Source organism: Dyella sp., assembly GCF_035685805.1.
Classification (GTDB): Bacteria; Pseudomonadota; Gammaproteobacteria; order Xanthomonadales; family Rhodanobacteraceae; genus Dyella_A.
Map to the genome: position 1 here is coordinate 1 of NZ_DASSAB010000008.1, position 11,538 is coordinate 11,538.

At 70.3% G+C, this 11,538-nt stretch carries 11 protein-coding genes and 1 tRNA gene; 7 read left to right on the forward strand and 5 right to left on the reverse strand.

Annotated elements, in window-relative coordinates; translation table 11 throughout:
- Positions 1–85 precede the first annotated feature (85 nt).
- The 3 genes from VFG40_RS01420 to VFG40_RS01430 are packed head-to-tail and all read right to left on the reverse strand — an operon-like array spanning position 86 to position 3,109.
- Positions 86–1,615: a PH domain-containing protein gene (locus VFG40_RS01420; RefSeq protein ID WP_324894117.1), complete on the reverse strand. Its 1,530-nt coding sequence runs from the start codon at positions 1,613–1,615 to the stop codon at positions 86–88.
- Positions 1,599–2,192 carry a PH domain-containing protein gene (locus tag VFG40_RS01425; RefSeq protein ID WP_324894120.1) on the reverse strand — a complete coding sequence of 198 codons (594 nt, stop codon included), beginning with the start codon at positions 2,190–2,192 and terminating at the stop codon, positions 1,599–1,601. The genes VFG40_RS01420 and VFG40_RS01425 overlap by 17 nt, the downstream gene beginning before the upstream one ends.
- Positions 2,189–3,109 carry a lauroyl acyltransferase gene (locus VFG40_RS01430; RefSeq protein WP_324894122.1) on the reverse strand — a complete coding sequence of 307 codons (921 nt, stop codon included), beginning with the start codon at positions 3,107–3,109 and terminating at the stop codon, positions 2,189–2,191. Before VFG40_RS01430 ends, VFG40_RS01425 begins: the two co-directional genes overlap by 4 nt.
- 90 nt (positions 3,110–3,199) lie before the next feature.
- Between VFG40_RS01430 and dtd the strand changes: the two genes are divergently transcribed.
- The 3 genes from dtd (at position 3,200) to VFG40_RS01445 (ending at position 5,912) form a co-directional block, all read left to right on the forward strand.
- Entirely contained in the window at positions 3,200–3,640 is a 441-nt protein-coding gene (gene dtd / locus VFG40_RS01435; protein WP_324894124.1) for a D-aminoacyl-tRNA deacylase, read from the forward strand.
- 231 nt (positions 3,641–3,871) lie between these two features.
- Positions 3,872–5,731 (forward strand): RNA polymerase sigma factor RpoD, encoded by a 1,860-nt coding sequence (rpoD, locus tag VFG40_RS01440; protein WP_324894126.1) that lies wholly within the window; start codon positions 3,872–3,874, stop codon positions 5,729–5,731.
- A gap of 108 nt (positions 5,732–5,839) precedes the next feature.
- Positions 5,840–5,912: transfer RNA gene (locus tag VFG40_RS01445), tRNA-Ile, on the forward strand.
- 28 nt (positions 5,913–5,940) lie between these two features.
- Here the strand turns inward: VFG40_RS01445 and VFG40_RS01450 are convergent.
- The gene (locus VFG40_RS01450) at positions 5,941–6,804 is read right to left on the reverse strand and encodes a pirin family protein (protein ID WP_324894128.1); all 864 of its coding nucleotides are present in this window, start codon (positions 6,802–6,804) and stop codon (positions 5,941–5,943) included.
- 189 nt (positions 6,805–6,993) lie between these two features.
- Between VFG40_RS01450 and VFG40_RS01455 the strand changes: the two genes are divergently transcribed.
- The 4 genes from VFG40_RS01455 to hemC all read left to right on the forward strand — a co-directional run bounded on the left by VFG40_RS01455 (position 6,994) and on the right by hemC (position 10,538).
- Positions 6,994–7,668 carry an alpha/beta hydrolase gene (locus VFG40_RS01455; RefSeq protein ID WP_324894130.1) on the forward strand — a complete coding sequence of 225 codons (675 nt, stop codon included), beginning with the start codon at positions 6,994–6,996 and terminating at the stop codon, positions 7,666–7,668.
- A 3-nt stretch (positions 7,669–7,671) separates the two neighbouring features.
- Positions 7,672–8,721: a sensor histidine kinase gene (locus tag VFG40_RS01460; protein ID WP_324894132.1), complete on the forward strand. Its 1,050-nt coding sequence runs from the start codon at positions 7,672–7,674 to the stop codon at positions 8,719–8,721.
- Positions 8,722–8,734: 13 nt separating this feature from the next.
- On the forward strand, positions 8,735–9,463 hold the full coding sequence (locus VFG40_RS01465) for a LytR/AlgR family response regulator transcription factor (protein WP_324894133.1): 729 nt from the start codon (positions 8,735–8,737) through the stop codon (positions 9,461–9,463).
- A gap of 157 nt (positions 9,464–9,620) precedes the next feature.
- Entirely contained in the window at positions 9,621–10,538 is a 918-nt protein-coding gene (gene hemC, locus VFG40_RS01470; RefSeq protein WP_324894136.1) for a hydroxymethylbilane synthase, read from the forward strand.
- 24 nt (positions 10,539–10,562) lie between these two features.
- Here the strand turns inward: hemC and VFG40_RS01475 are convergent, their stop codons facing one another.
- Positions 10,563–11,489, reverse strand: coding sequence for a dimethyl sulfoxide reductase anchor subunit family protein (locus tag VFG40_RS01475; RefSeq protein WP_324894138.1), 927 nt, complete (start codon positions 11,487–11,489; stop codon positions 10,563–10,565).
- Between the last annotated feature and the right edge of the window lie 49 nt (positions 11,490–11,538).

Below are 11,538 nucleotides of genomic sequence, written 5' to 3' on the forward strand. Positions count from 1 at the left end.
GTGAGTCGCGACCGCCTGCGGCAAGGCTTTTCTCTTTTCGTCGCGACTCACGTCGCTCCTACATATACAAAAATCCGGGCGCTGTTCACCACCGCAACGACTTCCGCGCCTGCGCGCGGCCGAGGCGCTCGAACAGCGCGCGGGCCTCGGCTTCGGGCAGGAAGCGCAGTTGCAGCGGCTTCTCCATCGCGTTGCCGCCGGCGGTGTCCAGCAGCAGCCGGGCCATGCCGAGCATGCGGTCGACCGGCGTCTGGCCCCAGCGGATCGCATGCAGCTTGCCGATCTCGGCGAAGCGCCATTCGCGGGTCCACCAGCCGCCGCGCACCGCGACGAGGCGGTCGTCCGCGGCGTAGCCGGCGTGGCGCGCGTTCTGCCACGCGATGTAGGCGATCCACGGCACCCACAGCGCGACGAAGATCAGCCCCAGCTTGCCGAGGCGCCACCACGCGGCCGCGCCGATCGCGCAGGCGAGCAGCAGCTGCGGCAGGAACAGCCGCCAGAACGCCAGCCGGTGCAGCGGCTTCCATTCGGCCGGCGGCCAGTGCATCTGCGGGGCGAGGTGGCGGATCAGCGCGTCGCAGCGTTCGGGCGTGGCCACCGGCGCCAGTTCGCGCAGCGAACGCGGATGATGGTGGCGCGATCCGTTCTCCAGCACCGCGGTGCTGACTTCCAGCGTGCGCCGGCCGAACCAGCGGTGCAGCATGCCTTCGTGCAGGATCCAGGACTGGATGCGCCGGCGCGGCGTGCTGGTGCGCAGGCGCGTGAACAGCCCGCGCTCGAGGGTGAGGCGGCGGCCATGCTCCTCCAGCCGGAACCCGGCGTAGTTCAGCAGCGCGATGCCGATCGAGAACACCCGCAGCGCCAGCTCGAAGCCGACGATCAGCACCAGCGCCGCGCTGGCCACGTGGCCATGGCCGAAGCCCGAGAAGAACCCCTCGAACACGCCGAACATCGCCCGGCCCCATTTCTCCAGCAGGTCGGAGATCAGGTCGGTGCTGAACTGCGCGAGCGCGGCGAACGCACCGCCGATCACGATCATGCCGCGGTTGGAGATCAGGCCCAGGCGCAGGATGTCGCCCAGCGTCAGCGCGTAGAGCACCTCGCCCACCGGCGTTGCGCCATGCGCCTCGGCGACGGTCTCGCCGCGGCGCCGGCGCACCAGCGCCTCCAGCGCCAGCGCGTCGGACAGCGCCAGCACGCGCATCTCGGCCTCGGGCTTGATGCCGCCGGCCGACTCCAGCCGCACCTCGGCCACGCCGAAGATCCGGTGCAGCAGCGTCTGGTGCAGGGCGACGTTCTGGATCCGCGCGAACGGGATCTCGCGCAGGCTGCGTTCGAGCATGCCGCTGCGGATCTGCAGGCTGTCCTGGCCGATGCGGAAGCGGTACGTGTAATAGCGCCAGATCGACAACGTCGCGAGCACGCAGATCACCACGACCGACCACAGGTCGTTGCGGTCGCCGCGGCCGAAGAACAGCAGCACCAGGATCGGGAAGATGAACTGCTTCAGGTGCGCCAGCAGCACGAACAGCCACGACAGCGGATGCAGCCGGCGCTCCGGCTGCAGCGCGGGCGACGGCGTCGGCGCACCCATGGCCTCAGGCGCGATCGTCATCGTCTTCCGCCTGGCGTTCGATCTCGCGGCTGAAGTGCTCGCGCAGGCGTTCGGCGACGGTTTCGTCCAGGCCCGACACGTGCACGCCGCCCAGCCGCGTGCCGGCGGTGTGCAGCACCAGCGACGCCAGCCGCTGCGTGCGTTCCAGCGGCCCGCGCTTGATGTCGAGGTGCTGCACGCGCGAGGCTGGCACCTGCGTCTCCCACAGCCACAGCCGCCCGCGGCGCACCGCGAAGCCGTCGGTGTCCAGCCGCCAGAAGGTGTAGCGATAGCGCCGGAACGCGATCCACAGCGCGCCGAGCACCACCAGCCCCCAGCCGACCGCAATCGCGGTCATCACGTACTGGCCGTGGTGGTAGTGGATGAACAGGCGGCGCAGGATCAGGCTGAGGATCGCGCCGGGGATCAGCGACGACACCAGCGAGGCGACCACGAACACCCCGAACGAGCGCGTCGGCAGACGCTGCCAGCCCGCGGGCCCGTCCCACGCTGCGGGACGGTCGGGCGCGGCGGCGGTCACGGCGGGCGCAAATGGGGGCACGGGCACGTCGTCCAGGGTGGCCAGCGGTTCGGTCATGCGCGGCGTTCCTGCAGGTCGCGGTAGGGGTTGTGGAACGGGTTCATCGACGGGTGCAGCGTGTAGCGCTTGTACGTCCATTGATACTGGGCCGGATCGCGCGCCGCAATGCGTTCCACCGCGGCATTCAGCGCCGCGGTCGCGACCGCCGTGTCCGCGGAGGCGATCTCCGCCGGCGCCGGCTCGATCCGCAGCGCGAAGGCCAGGTCGCCGATCCGCTCGCAGTAGGCGAACAGCACCGTCGCGCCGCTGCGCTCGGCCAGCCGCGGCAGCAGGGTCATGGTGTAGGCCGGGCGGCCGAAGAACGGCGCGAACTCGCCGTCGCCGCGCTTGGGCTGCTGGTCCGGCAGGATGCCGACCACGCCGCCGCCGCGCAGCCGCTTGAACAGCTGGCGGATGCCCGCGGCCTCGGCGCGGACCTGCTCGACCCGGCCGTCGTCGTCGGCCCGCACGATGCGCAGGAACGCCTCGCCCAGCGCCGACTCCGGCGGCCGGTAGAGGATCGCCAGCGGCGTGTGCGCGGCCAGCCACTGGTTCAGCAGCTCCCAGTTGCCGTAGTGCGGCGCGGCGACGATCACCCCGCGGCCGGCCGCGATCGCGGCGTCGAACAGGTCGACGCCCTCGGTTTCGCGGATCAGCCGCAGGTTGTCGGCGTGCGGCCGGGTCCACAGCCGCAGCGTCTCCAGCGCCTGCCGGGCGGTGGTGCGCAGGATCGCCCGCTGCAGGGCGTCGCGCTCGCCGGCGGGCAGCTGCGGATAGGCCAGCTCCAGGTTCCGCGCCGCCACCCGGCTCTCGCGAGCGCCGATCCGTCGCCACAGCGCGGCGATGGCGTCGGCCAGCCGGCGCAGCCACGCCCAGGGCAGGCGCGCCAGCGCGGCGGCGATCAGATGGAGGAGTCGGGCGAACGCATCGGTCATCGGGCGCAGTCTACCGGCAGCATCCGCTTGCGATGCCGGGCGTTCCCGGTGATCCTCGCCCGCCCCTGCACCGCTTCGCCCGGAGTCGCCATGCTCGCCCTGATCCAGCGCGTGACCGACGCCCGGGTGACCGTGGCCGGCGAGACGGTCGGCGCGATCGGCCCCGGCCTGCTGGCGCTGGTCGGGGTGGAACCCGGCGATGGCCCGGCGCAGGTGGCGAAGCTCGGCGAGCGGCTGCTGCGCTACCGGGTGTTCTCCGACGCCGCCGGCAAGATGAACCGGTCGCTGGCGGACATCGGTGGCGGGCTGCTGCTGGTCAGCCAGTTCACCCTGGCGGCCGACACCCGGTCCGGCCTGCGTCCGAGCTTCAGCACCGCCGCGCCGCCCGCGGAAGCCGAACGGACCTTCGACGAACTGGTGGTCTACTGCCGGCAACATCATCCGAATGCCGTCGAAACCGGCCGATTCGGGGCCGACATGCAGATCGCGCTGGTCAACGACGGGCCGGTCACGTTCCTGCTCCGCGCCTGAATCCCGTCCGCCGGGCGGCCGTGCCGGCGTGAATGCCGGCGGGCGACGCACCACATCGCTGGCCGGAAGCTTTTCCGTCGTCACGACTTCCCCGCCCGGCACCCGCATCCCGCGCCTGCCCCGCCCCGATGCCCGCCCCCTGTCGCGCCGCCTCCCGTCCGGCGCGTGGCCCCGGATCCGTCCCGGGGCGGTTATAATTACGGGTTCACTTTTTCCAACGGTGGCGTCCTCATGGCCAACGAACGTCCGGCTCCCCAGTCCGACATCAAGCAGCTCATCAGCAAGGGCCTGGAGCAGGGCTATCTGACCTATGCCGAGGTCAACGATCACCTCCCCGACGACCTTGTCGATCCGGAGCAGATCGAAGACATCATCGGCATGATCAACGGCATGGGCATCGAGGTGCACGAAGTCGCGCCCGATGTCGACACGCTCCTGCTCGCCGACGGCAACACCGGCGGCCGCGAGGTCGACGACACCGCGGCCGAGGAAGCCGCCGCCACCCTGACCGCGCTCGACGGCGAAGGCGGCCGCACCACCGATCCGGTGCGCATGTACATGCGCGAGATGGGCACGGTCGAACTGCTGACCCGCGAGGGCGAGATCGCGATCGCCAAGCGCATCGAGGAAGGCCTGACCCAGATGATGTCGGCGCTGGCCAGCTTCCCGTGGTCGGTGCAGCTGCTGCTGGAAGAGTACGAACTGCACAAGGCCGGCAAGAAGCGCCTGGCCGACATCGTCGCCGGCTTCAACGACATCGAGGAACCGGCCGAGGAGATCCCGGTCGCCGAGATCGCCGACGACGCCGCGATCGCCGACGACGCGGACGAAGCCGAGGAAGAAGACGTCGCCGGTGCCGACGACAGCGCGCCGACCGGCCCGGATCCGGCCGAGGTCGCGCGCCGCATGGAACTGCTGGCGGCGAGCTACGCCAAGTTCCAGAAGACCTACGCGAAGAGCGGCGCCGGCAACAAGGCCATGGCCGCACTGCGCCAGGAGATGGCCGACCAGTTCATGACGCTGAAGCTGCCGCTGGCGCTCACCGACACGCTGGTGCGCAAGCTGCGCGAGGTGCTGGGCCAGATCAAGGACCACGAGCGCCGCATCCTCGACCTGTCCACCCGCATCGCGCGCATGCCGCGCAAGGACTTCATCCGCGCGTGGGAAGGCAACCAGACCAACCTGGGCTGGGTCGACGAAATGCTGAAGCGCAAGCAGAAGTGGTCGTCGGGCCTGCGCGAGGTGAAGGACCAGATCATCGCCGAGCAGGAAGCGACCATCGCGATCGAGCAGGCACTGTTCCTCGACCTGTCCGACATCAAGGACATCAGCCGCGCGATGGCCTACGGCGAGGCGAAGGCGCGCAAGGCGAAGAAGGAAATGGTCGAGGCCAACCTGCGCCTCGTGATCTCGATCGCCAAGAAGTACACCAACCGCGGCCTGCAGTTCCTCGACCTCATCCAGGAAGGCAACATCGGCCTGATGAAGGCGGTCGACAAGTTCGAATACCGCCGCGGCTACAAGTTCTCGACCTACGCGACCTGGTGGATCCGCCAGGCGATCACCCGCTCGATCGCCGACCAGGCGCGCACCATCCGCATCCCGGTGCACATGATCGAAACGATCAACAAGTTGAACCGCATTTCCCGCCAGATGCTCCAGCAGTTCGGCCGCGAGGCCACGCCGGAAGAACTGGCCAAGGAAATGGACATGCCCGAGGACAAGATCCGCAAGGTCATGAAGATCGCGAAGGAGCCGATCTCCATGGAAACCCCGATCGGCGACGACGAGGACTCGCACCTGGGCGACTTCATCGAGGACACCAACGTCGAGTCCCCGATCGAGGCCACCACCAACACCAACCTGATGGAAACGGTGCGCGACGTGCTCGCGGGCCTGACCCCGAGGGAAGCGAAGGTGCTGCGCATGCGCTTCGGCATCGACATGAACACCGACCACACCCTGGAAGAGGTCGGCAAGCAGTTCGACGTCACCCGCGAACGCATCCGCCAGATCGAAGCCAAGGCGCTGCGCAAGCTGCGCCATCCGAGCCGGTCGGAGACGCTGCGCTCGTTCCTCGATATCGAGTGACGACGCAGCCAGGCCGCAGCAACACGAAGCCCCGCAATGCGGGGCTTCTTTTTGCGGCCACGCGCAGGCCGACAACGACAGCGGCGCACGGCATAATCCCAGCGCGACGGGCCTATAGCTCAATGGTTAGAGCACAGGACTCATAATCCTATGGTTCCAGGTTCGAGTCCTGGTGGGCCCAGTTCCCGCAATCGCCGACGCGCATCGCCTCACCCCATCTGTCCGAACCTTCCGCTGTTGAAATCGCGCACCGCTTCGGCGATTTCGGCCTGGGTGTTCATCACGAACGGGCCGTAGCCGACGATCGGTTCGTCGATCGGTTCGCCGGACAGCAGCAGCAGCTTGGCGTCGGTGTTGGCTTCGATCCGCAAATCGGTGCCGTCGGCGGACAGGCTCGCGGCCTGCTTCTCGCGGAGCACGGTCTGGCCGTTCACCAGCACGGTCCCGGCCAGCACCACCAGTTGCACCGGCCAGCCTTGCGGCTGCGCCAGGTCGGCGTGCCTGCCTGCGGCCAGGCGCACGTCCCAGAGGCGGATCGGGGTGAAGGTATGCGCCGGGCCCTGCGCAGCGCCGAAGCCGCCGGCGATCGGACGCACTTCGCCGGCGCCGTCGGGCAGGGCGACCGTCGGGATCTGCGCCGCGGTGATGGCCTGGTAGCCGGGCGCGGTCATCTTGTGTTCGCGCGGCAGGTTGACCCAGAGCTGCACCATCTCGAACGGGCCGCCGGCCTGCGCATATGTGGGCGAGTGGAATTCCTCGTGCAGGATGCCGCTGCCGGCGGTCATCCATTGCACGTCGCCGGGGCCGATCACGCCGCCGTTGCCGGTGGAATCGCGATGCTCGACTTCGCCGGCATAGACGATGGTGACGGTCTCGAAGCCGCGATGCGGATGCTGGCCGACGCCGCGTCGCTGCGTGGTCGGCTCGAAGCGCGTCGGCGCGGCGTAATCGAGCAGCAGGAACGGACTGCGCGCCTGGCTGTCCTGGCCGTAGCCGAACATGCCGTGGACCGGGAACCCGTCACCGACCCAGTGCCGGGCCGGCGCGTCGTGGATGGCAGTGATCTGTTTCATGGGGGACTCCTGGTCGGCCAATCGCGGCGGATGCCTGCAATCTTGCGACGTTCCGGTACCGACAACAGGGGCATCGGCCGACCGGATCGTTCCACTGCCAGAACGCCGGGCGCCGTGGACGCGGCCACCGGACAAGGTTGACGCCAGCACCCGCGCCACGGCGACAATGCGGCGATGGAGACCCAAACCTTGTTGGATACCGTCGAGCGGCAGACCGGCCCGCAGCCGCAGTGGAGCGTGCTGTGGCTGCACGGCCTGGGCGCCGATGGCCACGATTTCGCGCCGATCGTGCCGGACCTGGTGCGCGCGGACTGGCCGGCGCTGCGCTTCGTGTTCCCGCACGCGCCGGTGCGCGCGGTGACGATCAACGGCGGCGCGCGCATGCGGGCCTGGTACGACATCCGCAGTTTCGATCGCGACGAGCTCGACCATCGCGCCGATGCGCAGGGCGTCGATGAATCGGTGCGCCAGGTCGAGGCGCTGATCGCGCGCGAAGGCGAGCGCGGCATCCCGCCGCAGCGGGTGCTGCTCGCCGGGTTCTCGCAGGGTGGGGCGATCACGCTGGCGGCGGGCGTGCGCCGCGCGGTGCCGCTGGCCGGGTTGATTGGACTGTCGACATACCTGCCCGGTGGCGCGCAGGCGGCAGCGCAACTGGGCGCTGGTGCGAACACGCAGCCGCTGTTCATGGCCCACGGCCTGCAGGATCCGGTGGTGCCCTGCATCGCCGGCGAGACCAGCGCGGCGCGGATGCGGGCGATGGGGTTCGAGGTCGAATGGCATCGCTATCCGATGCCGCATTCGGTGTGCGCGCAGGAGGTCGCCGACCTGGCGGCGTGGATGTCGCGCAGGTTTGCGGCGCGCTGAGCGATGGCCGACCTCCAGGCCAGCGAACCGTGGTTGCCCGACCTGTGCCGGTTGCCGCGGCTCGCGACCCTGTTCGGGGTTGCCGAACTGGTGGTGCTGGTGCTGGCGCTGGCCCCCGATGGCGGCGCGCAATGGAACCTGCAGCGGTTCGCGTCGGCCAGTGGCTTCGTGTTGTGGCTGGCGCTGAGCATTTCGGTGCTGCTGTGCGCCTCGCGCCGGCGGCTGTCGCGTTGGCCGAGGCCGCTGGGCGCCGCGCTGGCGGTGCTGGGCGCCGCGCTGGTGGCGATGCTGGGCGCGGCGATCGTGTTCGAGCTCGACCGCAGCCTCGGCACGAACCTGGTGCCCCGGCAGGTGTCGCTGGCCCAGTTCGTGCCCGGCAGCGGCACGATCGCGGCGCTGATCACCGCGGTGGTGCTGCGCTACCTGTACGTGATCGACGGTTGGCAGGCGCAGGTGCGCGCGAGCGCGAGGGCGCGGGTCGACGCCCTGCAGGCGCGGATCAAGCCGCACTTCCTGTTCAACAGCATGAACACCATCGCCGGGCTGGTGCGCAGCGACCCGCTGGTCGCCGAGCGCGCGGTGCTCGACCTGTCCGACCTGTTCCGTGCGGCGCTGGGCGCCGACAGCGGTTCGACCCTGGCCGAGGAAGTGGAACTGGCCGAACGCTACCTGGCGATCGAGGCGCTGCGGCTGGGGCCGCGCCTGCAGGTGCAATGGCAGCGCGACGAACCGCTGCCGTGGTCGCTGCCGCTGCCGCGGCTGGTACTGCAGCCGCTGGTGGAAAACGCCGTGCTGCACGGCATCTCGCAATTGCCGGCCGGCGGCAAGGTGACGATCACGCTGCGGGTCGAGGGCGACCTGCTGCGCCTGGCCGTGGAAAACCCGGCGCCGCCGCAGCCGCACGACGGCGGGGGCGCGCACCACGCCCAGCAAAGCATCGGCCACCGCCTGGCCTATGCCTTCGGGCCGCGCGCCGGCATGACGTCGCGCGCGGACCCGGGCTACTATCGCTGCGAACTGACCGTGCCGGTGGGGACCGCACCGGCGCCTTGAGGGACCACGGCACATGCGGATCGTGATCGCCGACGACGAACCCCTGGCCCGCAGCCGCCTGCGCGAGCTGCTCGATAGCCAGGACGGGGTCGAGGTGGTGGCCGAGGCCGACGACGGCCGCGCCGCGCTGCATGCCTGCGCCGAACACCACCCCGACCTGGTGTTGCTGGACATCGCGATGCCGGGCATCGACGGGCTCGAGGCCGCGCGCCACCTGGCCGCGTTCGAACCGCGGCCGGCGGTGGTGTTCTGCACCGCGTTCGATGCGCATGCGCTGTCGGCGTTCGACGCGCAGGCGATCGACTACCTGGTCAAGCCGGTACGACCCGAGCGCCTGGCCGCGGCGCTCGAACGCGTCCGCACCTTCGCCGCCGGCCGCGAGCATGCCGGCAGCGCCGGGCATGGCAAGAGCCGCACCCACCTGTGCGCGCGGATGCGCGGCAGCCTGCGCCTGATCCCGGTCGAGGACGTGCATTACCTGCAGGCCGAGGAAAAATACGTGGTCGTGCACCACGCCCGCGGCGAGGACCTGATCGAGGAATCGCTGAAGTCGCTGGAGGAGGAGTTCGGCGACCGCTTCGTGCGCATCCATCGCAACTGCCTGGTGGCGCGCCATGAGATCGTCGAACTCAAGCGCGCCGGCGATGGCCACGTGCAGGCGGTGCTGCGCCATGGCAGCCAGCCGCTGGAAGTCAGCCGCCGCTGCGTGTCGCACCTGCGCGAGACGATCAAGCATTTGTAGACTGTTCCGCCGCGGCCCTTGCCGGAATCCGCAGCAGGACACGCCGTGAATCCATCCATGGAGGCTCGGGCGCGGCATCCATGCCGCGCACGGTCCCGCCGCGGATTCCGGCAAGACCGTCCGGAACATCCTCGCGTGCTGGGCGGATAATGCAGAAATGAATCGTTTACGCATCGCCACCCGCAAGAGCCCGCTCGCCCTGTGGCAGAGCGAACACGTCGCCGGCCGACTGCGCGCGGCGCATCCGGGACTGGTGGTCGAACTGGTGCCGATGTCGACCCGCGGCGACGAGGTGCTGGACCGCTCGCTCGCGGCGATCGGCGGCAAGGGCCTGTTCCTCAAGGAGCTGGAACTGGCGATGCAGCGCGGCGACGCCGATTGCGCGGTGCATTCGCTCAAGGACGTCCCGATGGAACTGGAACCGGGCTTCGCGCTGCCGGCAATCCTGGCGCGCGCCGACCACGCCGATGCGTTCGTCAGCAACCGCTTCGACGACCTCGCCGCGCTGCCGCAGCACGCGCGGGTCGGCACCTCGTCGCTGCGCCGCCAGGCGCAACTGCGCGCGCGGCGGCCCGACCTGCAGCTGCTCGACCTGCGCGGCAACGTCAACACCCGGCTGGCCCGGCTCGATGCCGGCGACTACGACGCGATCGTGCTGGCTTGCGCCGGGTTGCAGCGATTGGGCTTCGAGCCGCGCATTCGCGCGCGGCTGGAGGCGCCGGAGTGGTTGCCGGCACCGGCGCAGGGCGCGATCGCGATCGAGTGCCGCAGCGACGACGCCGATGTGCAGGCGCTGTGCGTAGCGCTCGATGACGTGGCCACGCGCATCTGCGTCGAAGCCGAGCGCGCGATGAACCGGGCCCTGCATGGCAGCTGCCACGTGCCGGTCGCCGCATTCGCGCAGCTCGACGGCGCGCACCTGCACCTGCACGGGCTGGTCGGTTCGGCCGGCGATGGCCACCTGCTGCGCGCGCACCTGGGCGGTCGCGGCGACATGCCCGAAGGGCTGGGGATCGAAGTGGCCGACAAGCTGCTGGCGCAGGGCGCGCGCGCGTTGCTCGACGCGCACCCCTAGCGAGGCCCCGAACCGCGACAGCGGTCAGTAATACAGCGTCACCAGGTGCCGGGCCTGGGCGAAGAACAGCCAGCGCTCGACGAACGCACCGGCCAGCGCCGACACCACCGCGACCGGCAGCGCGATCCACGCCAGGTCGCCCGAACCCCACGCCAGCGCCAGGCACAGCAGCGGCAGCAGGCCGAACAGCCCCAGCGCCGTCGCGCGCAACGGCCGCGCATGCCGGCGCGCGAGCACGAAGCCCATTTCCCGCATCAGGTAGTTGGCCTCGGTGTGCGGGCGCTCGAACACCCGGGCCTGGCGTTGCGGCAGCCCGATCGCATCGCCGCGGGTCTGTGGCAATGGCGTACGGTCGATGTCGCGCCAGTAGGCGAGTTTCAGCAGCACCAGCGCGATCGCGGCCACGGCCAGCAACGGCAGCAGCAGCGCGGCGAACCCGCGTTGCGCGAGGCCGCCGGCCATCAGCAGCGGCAAGCCGCCGGTAAGCAGCGCGAACAACAGGTAACCCGGCACCACCAGCCGGTGCCGCCACGCCGGAATCGGCTTGAGCGAGGCGTAGATCATCGCGGTGCAGGCGATGGTTGCGAGGCACAGCACGCACAGCAGCGCCGCGACGATGCGGGTGGCGGGCGTCACCTGCGGCAGCAGCTTGAGCAGGGCCAGCGCCGGGAGGAAACTCGCCACCGACGCCACGCCTTCGCGCGACAGCCATGAGGTGCGCCATTGCGAGAACGCGCGCCATGCCCGTTGCGGCTTGCCCAGGTGCAGGAACGAAGCCGCCAGGCCGATCGCCGCCGCGATGCCGCCGGCCACCAGCAGCAGCCACCAACCCAGTGCCTCGAAGCCCTGCGGCGTCGGGCCGAGCGCGATGCGCAGGCCGACCCAGAACCACAGCCCGAAACCGGCGCCGGACAGGGTGGTGAAGAAGATGACGGAGAGGGCGGGATGCATGGCAGGTGGTGGGTCTCGTCGTGCGTGGCTGCGGTCGTTCCCGCTGGTC

Coding starts and splice junctions, on each gene's coding strand:
- VFG40_RS01420 (WP_324894117.1), bottom strand. CDS start 1,615: ATGACGATCGCGCCTGAGGCCATGGGTGCGCCGACGCCGTCGCCCGCG.
- VFG40_RS01425 (WP_324894120.1), bottom strand. CDS start 2,192: ATGACCGAACCGCTGGCCACCCTGGACGACGTGCCCGTGCCCCCATTT.
- VFG40_RS01430 (WP_324894122.1), bottom strand. CDS start 3,109: ATGACCGATGCGTTCGCCCGACTCCTCCATCTGATCGCCGCCGCGCTG.
- dtd (WP_324894124.1), top strand. CDS start 3,200: ATGCTCGCCCTGATCCAGCGCGTGACCGACGCCCGGGTGACCGTGGCC.
- rpoD (WP_324894126.1), top strand. CDS start 3,872: ATGGCCAACGAACGTCCGGCTCCCCAGTCCGACATCAAGCAGCTCATC.
- VFG40_RS01450 (WP_324894128.1), bottom strand. CDS start 6,804: ATGAAACAGATCACTGCCATCCACGACGCGCCGGCCCGGCACTGGGTC.
- VFG40_RS01460 (WP_324894132.1), top strand. CDS start 7,672: ATGGCCGACCTCCAGGCCAGCGAACCGTGGTTGCCCGACCTGTGCCGG.
- VFG40_RS01465 (WP_324894133.1), top strand. CDS start 8,735: ATGCGGATCGTGATCGCCGACGACGAACCCCTGGCCCGCAGCCGCCTG.
- hemC (WP_324894136.1), top strand. CDS start 9,621: ATGAATCGTTTACGCATCGCCACCCGCAAGAGCCCGCTCGCCCTGTGG.
- VFG40_RS01475 (WP_324894138.1), bottom strand. CDS start 11,489: ATGCATCCCGCCCTCTCCGTCATCTTCTTCACCACCCTGTCCGGCGCC.